The 14,929-nt window shown below is 73.0% G+C and carries 16 protein-coding genes; 8 read left to right on the forward strand and 8 right to left on the reverse strand.

Features of this window, described 5'->3' with window-relative positions:
* Positions 1-79: 79 nt before the first annotated feature.
* The 5 genes from N8I86_RS23515 to N8I86_RS23535 all read right to left on the reverse strand — a co-directional run bounded on the left by N8I86_RS23515 (position 80) and on the right by N8I86_RS23535 (position 4,241).
* Entirely contained in the window at positions 80-859 is a 780-nt protein-coding gene (locus N8I86_RS23515; protein ID WP_073888834.1) for a succinate dehydrogenase iron-sulfur subunit, read from the reverse strand.
* Positions 859-2,613, reverse strand: a complete 1,755-nt coding sequence (sdhA, locus tag N8I86_RS23520; protein ID WP_123436905.1) for a succinate dehydrogenase flavoprotein subunit — start codon at positions 2,611-2,613, stop codon at positions 859-861. The genes N8I86_RS23515 and sdhA overlap by 1 nt, the downstream gene beginning before the upstream one ends.
* A 19-nt stretch (positions 2,614-2,632) precedes the next feature.
* A complete protein-coding gene (locus N8I86_RS23525; protein ID WP_073888838.1) occupies positions 2,633-3,115 on the reverse strand; it encodes a succinate dehydrogenase hydrophobic membrane anchor subunit in 483 nt (160 codons plus the stop codon).
* A 5-nt stretch (positions 3,116-3,120) separates the two neighbouring features.
* Entirely contained in the window at positions 3,121-3,501 is a 381-nt protein-coding gene (gene sdhC, locus N8I86_RS23530; protein WP_073888840.1) for a succinate dehydrogenase, cytochrome b556 subunit, read from the reverse strand.
* A 191-nt stretch (positions 3,502-3,692) separates the two neighbouring features.
* Positions 3,693-4,241 carry a 2-oxo-4-hydroxy-4-carboxy-5-ureidoimidazoline decarboxylase gene (locus tag N8I86_RS23535; RefSeq protein WP_073888842.1) on the reverse strand — a complete coding sequence of 183 codons (549 nt, stop codon included), beginning with the start codon at positions 4,239-4,241 and terminating at the stop codon, positions 3,693-3,695.
* Between the two features lie 208 nt (positions 4,242-4,449).
* Between N8I86_RS23535 and N8I86_RS23540 the strand changes: the two genes are divergently transcribed.
* The 3 genes from N8I86_RS23540 (at position 4,450) to N8I86_RS23550 (ending at position 7,298) form a co-directional block, all read left to right on the forward strand.
* Positions 4,450-6,021 carry a beta-N-acetylhexosaminidase gene (locus N8I86_RS23540; RefSeq protein ID WP_263278643.1) on the forward strand — a complete coding sequence of 524 codons (1,572 nt, stop codon included), beginning with the start codon at positions 4,450-4,452 and terminating at the stop codon, positions 6,019-6,021.
* Positions 6,022-6,137: 116 nt separating this feature from the next.
* On the forward strand, positions 6,138-6,719 hold the full coding sequence (locus N8I86_RS23545; protein ID WP_073888846.1) for a hypothetical protein: 582 nt from the start codon (positions 6,138-6,140) through the stop codon (positions 6,717-6,719).
* 192 nt (positions 6,720-6,911) lie between these two features.
* The gene (locus N8I86_RS23550; RefSeq protein ID WP_073890373.1) at positions 6,912-7,298 is read left to right on the forward strand and encodes a hypothetical protein; all 387 of its coding nucleotides are present in this window, start codon (positions 6,912-6,914) and stop codon (positions 7,296-7,298) included.
* A 55-nt stretch (positions 7,299-7,353) separates the two neighbouring features.
* Here N8I86_RS23550 and N8I86_RS23555 read toward each other — a convergent pair whose 3' ends face one another.
* Positions 7,354-7,950 (reverse strand): FG-GAP repeat domain-containing protein, encoded by a 597-nt coding sequence (locus N8I86_RS23555; protein WP_263278644.1) that lies wholly within the window; start codon positions 7,948-7,950, stop codon positions 7,354-7,356.
* Between the two features lie 450 nt (positions 7,951-8,400).
* On the opposite strand from N8I86_RS23555, the gene N8I86_RS23560 reads away from it, so the two are divergent.
* On the forward strand, positions 8,401-9,429 hold the full coding sequence (locus tag N8I86_RS23560; protein WP_263278645.1) for a hypothetical protein: 1,029 nt from the start codon (positions 8,401-8,403) through the stop codon (positions 9,427-9,429).
* Here the strand turns inward: N8I86_RS23560 and N8I86_RS23565 are convergent.
* Positions 9,426-9,851 (reverse strand): hypothetical protein, encoded by a 426-nt coding sequence (locus N8I86_RS23565; protein WP_263278646.1) that lies wholly within the window; start codon positions 9,849-9,851, stop codon positions 9,426-9,428. The two genes, N8I86_RS23560 and N8I86_RS23565, sit on opposite strands and share 4 nt — an antisense overlap.
* A gap of 210 nt (positions 9,852-10,061) precedes the next feature.
* Between N8I86_RS23565 and N8I86_RS23570 the strand changes: the two genes are divergently transcribed.
* The 4 genes from N8I86_RS23570 to N8I86_RS23585 all read left to right on the forward strand — a co-directional run bounded on the left by N8I86_RS23570 (position 10,062) and on the right by N8I86_RS23585 (position 13,858).
* Complete coding sequence (locus N8I86_RS23570; protein WP_073888905.1) at positions 10,062-10,694, forward strand: RNA polymerase sigma factor; 633 nt, start codon at positions 10,062-10,064, stop codon at positions 10,692-10,694.
* Between the two features lie 141 nt (positions 10,695-10,835).
* On the forward strand, positions 10,836-11,789 hold the full coding sequence (locus N8I86_RS23575; RefSeq protein ID WP_263278647.1) for a hypothetical protein: 954 nt from the start codon (positions 10,836-10,838) through the stop codon (positions 11,787-11,789).
* A gap of 278 nt (positions 11,790-12,067) precedes the next feature.
* On the forward strand, positions 12,068-12,730 hold the full coding sequence (locus N8I86_RS23580; protein WP_123436899.1) for an RNA polymerase sigma factor: 663 nt from the start codon (positions 12,068-12,070) through the stop codon (positions 12,728-12,730).
* Positions 12,731-13,516: 786 nt separating this feature from the next.
* Positions 13,517-13,858: a hypothetical protein gene (locus N8I86_RS23585; RefSeq protein WP_263278648.1), complete on the forward strand. Its 342-nt coding sequence runs from the start codon at positions 13,517-13,519 to the stop codon at positions 13,856-13,858.
* A 213-nt stretch (positions 13,859-14,071) separates the two neighbouring features.
* Here N8I86_RS23585 and N8I86_RS23590 read toward each other — a convergent pair whose 3' ends face one another.
* Entirely contained in the window at positions 14,072-14,890 is an 819-nt protein-coding gene (locus tag N8I86_RS23590; protein WP_123436897.1) for a L,D-transpeptidase family protein, read from the reverse strand.
* Between the last annotated feature and the right edge of the window lie 39 nt (positions 14,891-14,929).

Raw genomic sequence — 14,929 nt, forward strand, 5'->3', positions numbered from 1 at the left:
TGTCGAGAGCATCATCGTAGGCCGGAGGGCCCCGCCTCCAGGAGGAGACGGGGCCCTCGGGTGCATGGATCCCAGGCGGTCAGTAGCGGCGCGTGATCAGCGCGCGCTTGACTTCCTGGATCGCCTTCGTGACCTCGATACCGCGCGGGCAGGCGTCCGTGCAGTTGAACGTCGTGCGGCAGCGCCACACGCCGTCGCGGTCGTTGAGGATCTCCAGACGCTGCTCGCCCGCCTCGTCACGGCTGTCGAAGATGAAGCGGTGGGCGTTCACGATCGCGGCCGGACCGAAGTACTGGCCGTCGTTCCAGAACACCGGGCAGGAGGAGGTGCAGGCCGCGCAGAGGATGCACTTCGTCGTGTCGTCGAAGCGCTCGCGGTCCTCGGCGGACTGCAGACGCTCACGCGTCGGCTCGTTCGTCTCCTTGGTGATCAGGAACGGCATGACGTCCCGGTACGCCTGGAAGAACGGCTCCATGTCCACGACCAGGTCCTTCAGGACCGTGAGGCCCTTGATGGGCTCGACCGTGATCGGCTTCTCGGGGTTGATGTCCTTGATCAGCGTCTTGCAGGCGAGACGGTTCTTGCCGTTGATCCGCATCGCGTCCGAGCCGCAGATGCCGTGCGCGCACGAGCGGCGGAAGGTGAGGGTGCCGTCGACGTCCCACTTGATCTTGTGGAGGCCGTCGAGGACACGCTCCTTCGGGTCGATCTCCAGCTGGAAGTCTTCCCAGACGGCCTCCGCCGAGACCTCCGGGTTGAACCGGCGGATCCGGAAGGTGACCGTGATGTAGGGGGAGTCGGCGAATCCGGGCTCGGGGCGGCCGGCCGCCTCTTCCTTGTCCAGAACGGGGGTTGCCATCAGTACTTACGCTCCATCGGCTGGTAGCGGGTCTGGACGACCGGCTTGTAGTCGAGACGGACGGTTTCCGAACCGTCGGCGCCGACCTCGCGGTACGCCATGGTGTGCCGCATGAAGTTGACGTCGTCGCGGTTCGGGTAGTCCTCGCGGTAGTGACCGCCGCGGGACTCCTTGCGGGCCAGGGCCGAGACGGCCATGACCTCGGCCAGGTCGAGCAGGTTGCCCAGCTCGATCGCCTCGAGGAGATCGGTGTTGAACCGCTTGCCCTTGTCCTGGATCGCCACGTTCCTGTAGCGCTCACGCAGCTCGGCGATCTTCTCGACCGCCGTCTTGATCGTCTGCTCGGTGCGGAACACCATGACGTTGGCGTCCATGGTCTCCTGCAGCTCGCGGCGCAGGGTCGCCACCCGCTCGTTGCCGGTGGAGGTGCGCAGCCGCTCGATCTGCTCGACGACCAGGGACTCCGGGTTCTCCGGCAGCTCGACGAAGTCCGCCGTGTGGGCGTACTCGGCGGCGGCGATGCCGGCGCGGCGGCCGAAGACGTTGATGTCCAGCAGCGAGTTGGTGCCGAGGCGGTTGGCGCCGTGCACCGACACGCAGGCGACCTCGCCGGCCGCGTACAGACCGGGGACGACGGTGGTGTTGTCCGCCAGGACCTCACCCTCGACGTTCGTCGGGATGCCGCCCATCGCGTAGTGCGCGGTCGGCTGGATCGGGATCGGGTCCGTGTAGGGCTCGATGCCGAGGTACGTGCGCGCGAACTCGGTGATGTCCGGGAGCTTGGCGTCCAGCTGCTCCGGCGGCAGGTGGGTCAGGTCCAGGTAGACGTGGTCGCCCTCGGGACCGCAGCCGCGGCCCTCGCGGATCTCCGTGTAGATGGAGCGGGAGACGACGTCGCGGGAGGCGAGGTCCTTCATGACGGGCGCGTACTTCTCCATGAAGCGCTCGCCGTCCTTGTTGCGGAGGATGCCGCCCTCACCGCGCGCACCCTCGGTGAGGAGGATGCCCATGCGCCAGATGCCGGTCGGGTGGAACTGGAAGAACTCCATGTCCTCCAGCGGCAGGCCCCGGCGGTAGACGGCGGCCTGGCCGTCACCGGTGAGGGTGTGCGCGTTGGAGGTCACCTTGAAGAACTTGCCGGTGCCGCCGGAGGCGTAGATCACGGACTTCGCATGGAAGACGTGGATCTCACCGGTGGCCAGCTCGTACGCCACGACACCGGCCGACTTCTTGACGCCGTCGACCTCGGTCATCAGCTGGTCGAGGACGTAGAACTCGTTGAAGAACTCCACGCCCTCCTTGACGCAGTTCTGGTACAGCGTCTGGAGGATCATGTGGCCGGTGCGGTCCGCGGCGTAGCAGGACCGGCGGACCGGGGCCTCGCCGTGGTTGCGGGAGTGACCGCCGAAGCGGCGCTGGTCGATGGTGCCGTTCGGCGTCCGGTTGAACGGCAGGCCCATCTTCTCCAGGTCGAGGACGGCGTCGATGGCCTCCTTCGCCAGGATCTCGGCGGCGTCCTGGTCGACCAGGTAGTCACCGCCCTTGACCGTGTCGAAGGTGTGCCACTCCCAGTTGTCCTCCTCCACGTTGGCCAGCGCGGCGGCCATGCCGCCCTGCGCGGCGCCCGTGTGGGAGCGGGTGGGGTAGAGCTTGGTCAGCACGGCGGTGCGGCTGCGCTTCGTCGACTCGATGGCGGCGCGCATGCCCGCGCCACCGGCGCCGACGATGACGGTGTCGTACTTGTGGATCTTCATGATTCTCGCAGCCCCGTGCCTAGCGGATGTTCGGGTCGAAGGTGAAGATCACCAGCGTGCCCAGCAGGATGGTGAACACCGTGGCGGTGTAGAGCAGGCCCTTGAGCCACAGCCGGCTGTTCGGCCGCTCGGCGTAGTCGTTGATGACCGTGCGCAGGCCGTTCGCGCCGTGCAGCATGGCGAGCCACAGCATCAGCAGGTCCCAGACCTGCCAGAACGGGGACGCCCAGCGGCCGGCCACGAAGGCGAAGCCGATCTTGGAGACGCCGCCGTCCAGCACGAGCTGGATCAGCAGGTGGCCGATGACGAGGACGACCAGCACGACGCCGGACAGGCGCATGAACAGCCACGCGGCCAGCTCGAAGTTGCCCCGGGTCGACTTGGGGGACTTCTTGGTGCGCTTGCGCGGCGCCTCGATCAGCGGGGCCGGGTTGTCGACGGTGTAGACGGGGGCGCCCTCGACGGGGCCGACTCCGGACGCGGGGGTTTCAGTCGTGGACATCGGCGTCAGCTCCCAAAGAGGACACGGGCGGCGTGGCCGAGGACGGGGTAGATCGCCCCGGCCATCAGCACGATCCAGACACCCATCACGGTCCAGAACATCTGCTTCTGGTAGCGCGGGCCCTTCGACCAGAAGTCGACGGCGATGACACGCAGGCCGTTGAGCGCGTGGAAGAGGATGGCGGCGACGAGGCCGTACTCCAGCAGCGCGACGATCGGCGTCTTGTACGTGGCCACGACCTTGTCGTAGGCCTCGGGGGAGACACGCACGAGAGCGGTGTCCAGCACGTGAACGAACAGGAAGAAGAAGATGAGGACGCCGGTGACTCGGTGAGCCACCCAGGACCACATTCCTTCCCGGCCGCGGTACAGCGTTCCAGCCGGCACGGAAGAACCCTCCGGGAGCGGGGACTAGGGCCGCGCCGGCTTCACTGTCGGTCGGGCCCGGCCGGGTACGGTCCACCGGCCCCCAGCATCGTAGCGAGACGCCGCGCCGTGCCTGACGGGGGGCCTACCGGTGTGATCAAAGTGGCACGCGGTTGGGCTAGCGGGGGACACCGCGGGGGTGGGTTCTTGCGCTATTTGCCGGGTGAGGGGGCATTTGAGCTGGTCGCGCAGTCGCGCGCGGCCCGGAGCAGGAGCAGCAGCCGTTCCCGTGCGAGGCGCCGGAGCTCCTCGGCCGCTATGACCCGCTCCTCCTCCGGATCGTTGGTCAATCGTGACCGGATGCCCTGGAGGATGTGGTCGAGGGCCTCCTCCGGCGGCACATCACCCAGGGAGATGACGAACGCGTGTCCGAATCTGGCCTCGTAGGCCGCGTGGGCCGCGCTCAGCGCCATGTGGGCCGCCGAGTAGGTGTCCTCGGGGAGCTCCGGGAGCGACTCCCCGGCCAGGGCCTCCGCCAGGTCGGCCGGGGAGAGGTCGTACGCCGCCTCGTCCGCCGCGGCCAGCAGGGCCTCCACGTCGGGATAGGGGCGGTGGTCCGCGATCCGGTGGGACCAGCGCAGGCTGTCCAGGCAGTGCAGCAGAAGCGCGCGCGCCTCGGCGCCCGGCGCCGTGTTGAAGGCGTCGAGAGGCTTGGGGAGATACGGGAGGTGGTGGGCGGGCAGCGTAGGTCCTCGCGTCACATGTGGTGTGGCAGGGGATGCTGTGAAATGTGTGTCGCCAGGTTATCGAGAGTGGTCACTGTGTGTCCGTGTGATACCTGAATTTCACCCGGACGGGAGAGTTTCGGAGCGCCCGGGTGACGAACGGGGCGGCGATCGGTCGTACGTTGGCAGGGTGGCCCAGCACAGGCGCCGGGGACCGGCGAGGCAAGCGGTGAGGAAGCGGACGGTGATCGCCGCCGCGGTGGTCGGCACGGTCGCGCTCGGCACGGGCGTGGGCGTGTGGGCGGCGACCGGCGGGGAGCCGGCCGGGCACGACGCGGCCGTTTCCGGCCGCGCGGCCACGCCCTCGGCCAGTCCGGAGCCCAGCCGCTCCTATCCGATGTCCGAGGCGCCGCGCACCATCCCCGCCGTGCGCTCCCACACGCCGGCGCGGGGCCCGGGTTGGAAACCCCGGCACGGTGAGCGGGTGGTCGTCGGCGACCCCGCGCTGGCCGACGAGGGGCGGCTCATAGCCGGCGAGCTGGGGCTCGCCTACGCGGGGGAGAAGGACGACGCACGGGCCGGTGACGTGCGGCTCGCGCTCGGCGGCGGGGGCGGGAACCAGGAGTCGTACGCGATGACCGTCCGCGACGGACGGGTGGAGATCAGCGGGCCGGGCGAGGCGGGGGTCTTCTACGGCACCCGCACCCTGAAGCAGGCGGTGCACGGAGGCGGCACGGCACCGGAGGGCGTCGTCCGCGACGAGCCCGCCAAGCCGCGGCGCGGGTTCATGGTGGACATCGCGCGCAAGCCGTACAGCGCCGCCTGGATCGAGGACCGGATACGTGAGCTCGGCGATCTGAAGTACAACGAGCTGGGGCTGCACTTCTCCGACGACCAGGCCTTCCGGATCGAGTCCAGCAGCCACCCCGAGATCGTCTCCCGGGACCACCTGACCAAGGCGCAGGTCAAGAAGATCGTGGACCTGGCGAACAGCCGGCACATCACCGTCGTCCCCGAGATCGACTCACCGGGGCACCTGGGCGCCGTTCTCGCGGCCCACCCGGAACTCCAGCTGCGCAACGCGAGCGGGGTGCCGACCAAGGGCGCGATCGACATCTCCGAGCCGGGCTCCGCGAAACTCGTCGACGACCTGCTGAACGAGTACGCGGGGGTCTTCCCCGGGAGCCAGTGGCACCTCGGCGGCGACGAGTACCAGGCGCTGACAGTGAAGGACCCGCAGGCCTCGTATCCGCAGCTGGCCACCGCCGCCCGGAAGGCCTACGGCTCCGGTGGCACCGTCGCCGACCTCGCCACCGGCTGGCTCAACGACCGCGCCGACACCGTCCGTGCCCACGACCGGACCATGCGGGCGTGGAACGACGGCTTCTACCGCGGCACCTCCGTGCGGCCGGCCAAGGACCTCCAGGTCGCCTACTGGACCGGCAAGGAGATCGGGGCACGGCAGCCGGTGGAGTACCTGAGCGCGGGACGCGAGGTGCTCAACTACAACGACGAGTACCTCTACTACGTGCTCGGACAGCCGCAGACCTTCGTGTACCCGACGGGACAGCGCATCTACGAGCAGTGGAACCCGCGGGTGCTGCGCGGCACGACCGCCGTGCCGGCGCGCTACGACGGCCAGATCCTCGGCGGTTCGTTCGCGGTGTGGAGCGACTTCCCCGGTGCGCAGAGCGAGGGACAGGTCGCCGCCGGCATCCGGATGCCCCTGCGGGCCACGATCCAGAAGCTGTGGGACCCGGACAGGCCGGCCCTGTCCTGGGCCGGGTTCAAGAGGCTGGCGGACGGACTGGACTGAGGCGCCTCGTCCGGTTCTTGGCCGAAAACCTCCGGCTGTGACACTCCCGCGCCGTTGCACGCAGTAAGGGGAAGTGCGGGCTCCGTACCGGATGGGCCCTGGCGAGGGAGGCTTTCATGAGCCTGGTGGAACTGATCGCACAGGCCGACGAACGCGGTCTGGCGGCCAGCGGTCTGGCCAGTTTGGATCGGTGTCTGCCGCTGCTCGGCGGCGACGACGAGCTGCTGCGCCCGCTGTGGGCCAGCCTCGCCGACGGGTCCGACTGGGGGAGCGGCCTGGAGAAGGCCCGCGACGCGCTCGGTTCCGCACGGCCCGACGGGGAAGGCGGGACCGACGAGGCCGGGCGGCTCGCCCGCCGGATGCTGGACGCGGCCCCCGCCGAGCGCGGCGCCGACGCCGTCCGCGTCTGGGCCGACGCCTGCTCGGTCGCCTCCCTGCGCATCCACCGGCTGCTCGACCCCGCCGCGGAGGACGCCTGCGGCGACGACGGCCTGGACGCCGGGCGTGCGGGCAACACCGGCGATCTGCCCCCGCTCGTCGCCGCCGAGCTGCGCCGGCAGGTCACCGTCCTGGAACTCCTCGCCGAGCACGGCCCGCAGGGGCTGCGCCGCGCACTGGACGTCTCGGTCGAGGGGCGCCGGGTCCTGCGCGCGGTGGTCTCCCGCCGGGCCAGGGGTACCGCCCTGCCGGGCGTGTGAGGCCGCCGAAGGAAGCGGATCCCGTCGTTCCGGCCGTCGGCGTCCCCGCTGCCCCGGACCTCACGGACCGGCCGATCCTGTGTCAGCGGTGCGGTGGACGTGGGGCGGTCCTGCGACGGTCGGTGAAACGTCGCCGATCGCGGTGACGGATGCCATCCCCGGCTCGCTCTTCCCTATGTGACAGCCCAGTACGTGACAGCACAGCAGGAGACCAGGCCGCACGCCGCGGCGAAGCCCGTGCGGTGGGCGGCGGACACGGTCGCGACCATGCGCGAGGGTGCGCGGGTACGGCTCGACTACTCGGCGCAGAGCCTGTGGCGGGTGGACCGGATGATCGAGGAGATACGCCGTGAGGGACCGCCGTACGCGGCGGTGGAGAACGTGCTGCGTGGCTTCGGCGCCTACGCGGGCGAGGTGATCGTCCGGCAGACCGGTGCCGAGTGGTGGGCGACCGGTGGCGAGCACTGGGTGCGCACCCCGGACGGCCGGCTGTGGGACCCGGTGGACGAGGCCCGGCGCTGCTTCGAGGGGCACGGTTCGCTGCGCCTGCTGTGCCGGGACGCGACCGCCCTCGGCTGAGCCGTCCGGCCGGGGCGCCCGGGCGAGGGGCCCCGGCCGGACGGCGTCGCGGTGGCTACGGCGCCAGGTTCGCCCCGAGGGCCGCGCCCGGCGCGGTACCGAGCGCCGGCCTGCCGAACACGGTCGTCTGCGGGTACCCGAGCCCGGTGCTGCCGCTCGGCAGGTGCATCAGGACGCCGTCGCCGCCGTCCTCACCGGCCCCGCCGAACACGAGGTCGGCGCGCCCGTAGCCGGACAGGTCGGTCAGCGACACCGAGGAGCCGAGCCGGTCGCCGCTCTCGCTGGAACCGGGGACACCCGCGGTGTCCTGGGAGACCGCGACCGCGCCGGAGCCGGTGAGCCCGGTGGCGCCGCCCTTCAGCAGCAGCACCGCGCCGGCGTCGGAGCGGTTCACCCCGCCGCGCGTGAGGTCCTCGCCGGGCAGGCCGGTCAGCACGTCGGGGTGGCCGTCGCCGTCGAAGTCACCGGCGGAGACCGAGGAGCCCATGGCGTCGCCGGACTCGGCGGTGTACGGCTGGCCGATCACCAGGTCGTCGTAGCCGTCGGCGTCGAAGTCGGCCGAGGCGACGGAGCGGACTGCGCCGGCGGGTCGGCCGTCGCGTAGCTGACGATGCCCGCGCCGCTCAGCGCGACCGCCCCGGCCGTCAGCCACGCCCGTCTCCTCAGACTGAGCGGTGTGTACGCACGGGTACTGCGAGGACCCACTGACCCACCTCTGGACGATGTTCACGACAGCACCAGCCGTCACAGGTGCCACCTGCACAGCGCGGGGCCCCGATCGAACGTCACCTTCCGCGCACGCGTGACGCCCCGCGCCCGGCATCCGCTTGGTCAACGAGGGGGCGGCGTATCCGTGTTCACCCCTGGCGGCGACCGGAGGAGAATCCGACCGTGACCGAGGCGGGCGAACGGGCGCTGTGCGCGCGGGAGACGGGGCACGTCGAGACGGACCGGCGCGGGGCTCCCCGCACGACGCACCGGCTGTGAGGACGCGCGTGTTCGTGGACGCCGTGGTGGCCGTGTCCGCCGTGCTCGCGCTGCTGCGCGCCCGGCGGCTGCCGGCCGCACCGAGTTCTCCCGGGGGCCGTCCCCGGGCCGGCGCGTGCCGCCGCTCGCCGCGCTCGCCGTGGTGACCGCGCTGATCTACCTGAACCAGGTGCTGTTCACCGTGTACGTGCTGCGCGTGCACGGCGGCGATCCGTCCTTCGTCGCGCGGTACCTGCCGCCGGGCTGGTTCGACCTCGCCCCGGCACACCCCGCGCTGCGCCGGTTCGCCGACGGCTTCCCGGCGCCCGGACTCCTCGCCCCGTCGGTCCTGCGCGTCCAGGCCTTCCTCGAACTCCCCTTCGTCCTGCTGGCGTTCGCCGTCGTGGTGCGGTGGCTCGACGCCGGGCTGTACCGGGCGATCGCCCGGTCGGTGCTGCTGCCGCTGGCCGCCGTGTCGTACACGGTCGTGTTCTGCCTGGTGGAGTGGGACCTGCGCAACCCGTACACGAACGACGACATCGCCGTGCGGGCCGTCTCGGCCGTGGTGACCCCCTGCCTCCTGCGGTGGCTCGCGGCCCGGGACCGCGAGACCTCCCGCACCCCCGCCTCGATGCCGGGCCTGCTGGTCCTCATCGGCTCGCTCGGCGCGCTGGGCGCCCTGGTCCTCGTCGTCTACGACACCGCCCTGCTCTACAACCCGGGCAGGCTCGGCGAGCGGCTGCCGGTCGCCGCGGTGGCCGTCCTCGCGCTCGTGGGACTGCGCCGTGCCGCCTCCCGGCTGCGCGAGCCGGCCGCGCCGGGCCCCGTCCTCGCCTTGGTGCGCCAGGCCCTGCGGCACTGGTTCGCCCTGTTCCTCGTGCCCGCCCTCGCCATCCGGTACGGCGTGACGTTCGGGACGCCCGCGGTGGCCGGGGCGGCGGCGCTGGTGCTGGCCGTGGCCGCCGTCGCCCTGGCGCGGCGCGACGCGGCGGTCGGCGCCGGACGGCTCGGCCTCGCCGTGCTCGACGCGGCCGGCGCCGCCTGCGCCGCCGCCTGGGCGACTCCGGCGGCGTACTACGAGGTCGGTCTGCTGTCCGCGGCGGCCGCCTTCCTCGTCACGGGTGTGGTGGTCGGCGGCCTCCTCGACGCGCGGCCGGCCCGCTAGTCCGCGGTGCAGCCCCAGTAGCCGATGCCGGTCGGCTCACCGTCCGTGTAGAGCACCGTGCATCTGCCCTGCGCCCGGTCGGGGAAGTCCAGCCGCCCGTCGTCCAGGGCCGCGTCCCACTCGGCGAGGGTGGGGCGGCCGCCGGGCGCGAAGGCGCGGATCTCGGCCTCCGTCAGCGGGCGCAGGAAGGGGCCGTCGTCCGGGTCCGCCGCGTCGGTCATGAGGGGGAAGTCCAGGACCGAGCCGGTGCCGCCGGTGAGGATGTACTCCTGCCAGTCCGGGTCGCGCCACAGCTCCTCCGCGGTCCGTCCGGCGCCGAAGCCGTGGTCGTCCGCGGCCAGTTCCTCCGCCTGCGCCCGGCGGAAGGCCGCCGCCAGGTCCTCCTGGTAGGGGCCCGTGTCCGTCCAGCAGTTGCCGCCCATGCCGATGCCTTCCCTCGTGCTTCCTCGTCGGTGCGCGAGCAGCGTAGGGAAGGGCACTGACAAGCGCGGGTGGCGGGCCGCAGGGGACTGTGACATTTCTGTGGGGCCCGACGCTGATGATCCTGGAAGGCGGAGACACGGCCGGAGCGTGTCGCACCGTGAGGGACGCGCCGCGCGGTGGCCATGAACTCGGCACGAACGAGGACGGTCTTGGGCCACGGAGGGGAACGCCGCCGCCTGCAGCCGCAGGACGGGGAACTGGGAGCCGCCGTCGCGCGGGCCCAGGACGGCGACGAGACCGCGTTCGCCGTGGCCTACCGGATCGTGCAGCCGAGCCTGCTGGGATATCTGCGGGGCATCGTCGGCGACGACGCGGAGGACGTGGCCTCCGACGCCTGGCTGGAGATAGCCCGCGACCTCGGCCGGTTCAAGGGCGACGGCGCCGGATTCCGCGGCTGGACCGCGACCATCGCCCGGCACCGCGCCCTGGACCACCTGCGCCGCCAGCGGGTGCGGCCCCGGGCGGCCGCGCTCGACCAGAGCGTGCTGGACCTTCCCGGCGGGCACAGCACGTACGACCAGGCGCTGGAGTCCCTGTCCACCGAGCGGGCGCTGGAGATGGTGCGGGCGCTGCCGCGGGACCAGGCCGAGGCCGTGCTGCTGCGGGTGGTCGTGGGCCTCGACGGCCCCGCCGCCGCGAGGGTCCTCGGCAAGCGCCCCGGCGCGGTCCGCACGGCCGCCTACCGCGGGCTGAAACGGCTCGCCCGGCACCTGGGCGTGCCGGACGCCGCGGACGAGGGTGTGACGGATGCGAACCCCCGCACGCTGGGGGAGTCGACATGAACGGCGCAGGCCGTGAGATGAACGGCGACGGCCACGGGCCGTATGGATACGGGAAAACCATCGGTTCCGGCCCCCGCGACGGGGCCGGAGGACCGCCCGTGTCCGGTGGGCCGGGCGGATCGCAGAGGGACGGGAACGGACATGGGTGAACGGCACAGCGGCGGCGGGCTGCCCGGCCGCCGGCGGGCACACCCTGGCGGCACCGTCTCCCCGTCGGCCCACGCCGGGACCCCCGGACCCGCCGATCCGGCCGGCCGTCCGGACGGGGCCGCCGGGCGTCAGGGCGCGCCCGAGCACCGCCACCGCGCGCACCGGGGCCTTCCCGGACTCACCCGGTCCCCCGCACTTCCGGACTCCGCCGAGTTCGCCCGCTTCGAGGCGGACTTCGGCGCCGTTCTCCGCGCGGACGGTGCCGTGTCCGGTGCCGAACCCGAGGGCGAGCGCCGGGCGCTGGCCGCCTTCCGGGCCGCCCGCGAGTCCGGGGCGCACGGCGCGCGGACGCGGACCCGGGACGACTGGCGTCCCAAGGCGGCCCGGCGGACCCGGTTCTCGCTGAAGGGCAGGCTCTCGGTGGCGCTCGCGAGCCTCGCCCTGGGCGGGGTCGCCGTCGCCGCGATCGGCTCGGCCGGGTCCGGTACGGCGGACGGCCGGGACACCTCGCGGTCCGCGCACCCGTCGGTGCGCGCGAACCCGCGGGCCCCCGGCACCACGCCCGGTTCCGCCGGCGCGTCCCCGTCGGCTCCCGGCGCCCGGCCCGGGCACCCGGACACCGCGAAGGACACCCTGGCCCACTGCCGTACCTACGTACGGGCCGGTGACCGGGGCAACGCCCTGGAGGCGACGGCCTGGCAGCGGCTGGCCGCGGCGGCGGGCGGACCCGAACAGGTCGCCTCCTACTGCGCCGACCGGATCGCGCGGGCCGCCCGGCAGGGGGGCTCGCCGGGGCGGAACGCCGGGGCCTCGCCCGGTGCGAACGCCAACAAGGGGAACAACTCCGGCAACAGCGACCGGAACGGCGATGCCGGCAACCGTGAGAACAACGGCAAGAACGGCGATAGCCCCACCGCGGACAGCGGGTCCGGCGCCAAGAAGTGAGTCCGGCCGTCCGGCCGTGCCCCGCGAAGGCAACGGCCGGGGCCGCCACCCCCCACAGGAGAGGCCCCGGCCGTCGCGCGGACGGGCCGCGCGGGCCCGTACTTCCTACAGCGCCATGAGTGCGTTTTCTGTCACACCCCGCCACGGCCGGTCCTCACCCTGCGCACATCCGCACCCGGTCACGAGTTAGTTGCATCTTCTACAGACATGGACGAGGAGCGGTTTCACGCCGTAACGTGCCTTTCGCGCCGACCGAAGACAGGCGTAGAGGGAGTGCGGTGCTGGGGGACGACGCGGAGCTGACCGCCGCAGTACGTGCAGCACAGAACGGTGATGAGACCGCGTTCCGTACGGTGTACCGCGCGGTGCATCCCCGGCTGCTCGGATACGTGCGCACGCTGGTCGGCGATCCGGACGCCGAGGACGTCGCGTCCGAGGCCTGGTTGCAGATCGCCCGGGACCTCGACCGGTTCAGCGGCGACGCCGACCGGTTCCGCGGCTGGGCCGCCCGTATCGCCCGCAACCGCGCCCTGGACCACATACGCATGCGCGGCCGCCGCCCCGCCATAGGCGGCGACGAGACCGAACTGACCGGCCGGGCCGCCGAGTCCGACACGGCGGGCGAGGCCATCGAGGCCCTGGCGACCGGCAGCGCCCTCTCCCTCATCGCGCGCCTTCCCCAGGACCAGGCCGAAGCGGTCGTCCTCCGGGTGGTGGTCGGCCTGGACGCCAAGAGCGCGGCCGAGACGCTCGGCAAACGCGCGGGCGCCGTACGGACCGCCGCGCACCGGGGCCTGAAGCGGCTGGCGGAGCTGCTCGGCGACGATCCGGAATCGGCGGGCGTGCTCGACGCGCTGCCACCCCAGCGAGAACCGCGCGGTCGCGCGGTGACGTCCGCCACTGTGACGCATCCGCGTGCGCGGACGCAGAAGGACATGTGATGGCCGACGAGCAGGACAAGTGGCTGGACCGTGAGACGGCGGAACGCCTGCTGCGCGGAGAGCCGCTGGAAGCCGTCGACCCCTGCGCGCGTGACCAGGCAGAACGCCTCTCCCGGGCACTCGGCGCACTGGCCGCGGAAGCCGGCCCCGCCGCAGGGGAACTCCCCGGTGAAGAGGCCGCCCTGGCCGCGTTCCGCAAGGCCCGCGAGGCCGCGGACGCCGAGCGCACCCCCGCGGATCTCGCCGCCCGCGCCCCCGGCCGGCGCTCCGGCACCCCCGCGGACGGTGCCGACGCGGGCCTGATCCGCATCGGCGGCGCGGGCCGTACCGGAACCGGCGCGCGCCGCCCCGCTGGGCCCGCCCGGCACGCTTCGCGCTCGCCGCGACGCTGGCCGTCGGCACGCTCGGCGGAGTCGCGGTCGCCGCCGGGAGCGGGGTGCTGCCCACGCCGTTCGACGACGAACCCCCGGCCCCGCGGTCACCGTCAGCGCCGGGACCTCCGGGGAACCGCTCGCCTCGCCCTCCCAGGGCACCCCGTCCGGCACCGCGCCGGGCACGCCGGGCGGCAGCGCCGTCGGCACCCCCGGCGGCGCCTCCGACGAGGCCGCAGCCCCGGACGAGGACCCGGGTGCGAGCGACGTCCCCGGCCCCGGCGCCCCGCCCTCCGCGAGTTCCGGTACCGGGTGGGACGGCGTCGCCGCCGCCTGCCGCGACCTCCGGGACGGCAGGGAACCCGCCGCCGTCCGCAAGCGCGCGCTGGAGCACCTGGCGGGCGGCTCCGGGCGGGTGAGCCGGTACTGCAAGGTCGTCCTCGCGGCCGGCGGGCACCCCGGCGGCGCGACCGGCGGCAAGGACGGCACGGACGCCGGCGGCCAGGACGACGGCGACCGGGGCAAGGGCGGCGGCAAGGACCGCGACAAGGGCAAGGACGGCGAGGACCGGGACGGCCAGGGCGGGGACGACGACAGCCACCCCGGCCGGCGCGGCGGCGAGCACGGTGACGGCGGCGGGGGGAGGCACCGCCGGGGTGCCGTACCCGCTCCCTCCGCCTTCGCCCCGAAGACCCCCGGCCACCCGGGCGGGACCTCGCCGACCTCGGTACCGAGCCCGACCTACTCCGCCCTCTGAGCCCTACTCACCCCTGTGACCTGCGGTTTTAGACATCGCGAAAATTTCTTGGCGCGAGGTGTGACGTTTCCGGACCCCGCGACGCAGTAATGAGTGAGCCGACTGGTCATCGGCCGTCGCACTGAGCCGGGGTTCCCCCCGTACCTACGGCTCGTGCACCTGGCGCGGGCGGGACACGTTCCCCCGGTCCCGCCCGCGCCCCGAATCCCTCTCTCACCAGGACACGACGACTTTGTCGCCCCCGCGCACCTGTGCGAAGAGCGCGGCGACCGCCGTCTCGTCCCGGACGTTCACACAGCCGTGCGAGCCGCCCGCGTATCCGCGCGCCGCGAAGTCGTAGGAGTAGTGCACCGCCTGGCCGCCGCTGAAGAACATGGCGTACGGCATCGACGAGTGGTAGAGCGTCGACACATGGTGCCGTGATTTCCAGTAGACGCGGAAGACCCCCTCGCGGGTCGGGGTGTACTGGGAGCCGAAGCGCACGGACATCGTCGACAGGGTCCGCCCGTCCACCATCCAGCGCAGCGTGCGGCTGGTCTTGCTGATGCACAGCACCCGTCCCGTCATGCAGCGCGGATCGGGCGCGGCGGCCGGCTGACCGCCCATCAGGTACAGCTCCCACTTCCCCGGCGGGCGCGTCATCGCCAGCAGCCGCCGCCAGGTCACGGAGTCCGCCGCGCCGGTCCGGGGCAGGCCCCGCTTGCCCTGGAAGCCGCTGACGGCCCGTTCGGTCAGGTCGTCGTACGTGCCCGTCGGCCCGTCGAACAGCCAGTCCACCTGGCGCAGCCGCGCCTGGAGCTCCCGTACGCCCGGCCCGCTGTCGCCGCGCGAGAACAGCACCCGCGACGGCGACGCGGGGGGTGTGCCGGCGGCCGAACGGGTGGGGTCGGGAGCCCGGCTCGACGGCAGTTCGACGTGCACCGGCAAGGAGCGCTTGCCGTCCGGGCCCACGGGCTGCACGGTGCAGCCGAAGAGGGCCGCGAGAGCGGCGGCCGAGGCGAGTACGGCGGCGGATCTGACCGTGTTCCTCATGCCGGGGATGCTTCCCCGCGTGACCGCCGCCGAACTACG

Source organism: Streptomyces albidicamelliae (genome assembly GCF_025642175.1).
GTDB lineage: Bacteria > Actinomycetota > Actinomycetes > Streptomycetales > Streptomycetaceae > Streptomyces > Streptomyces albidocamelliae.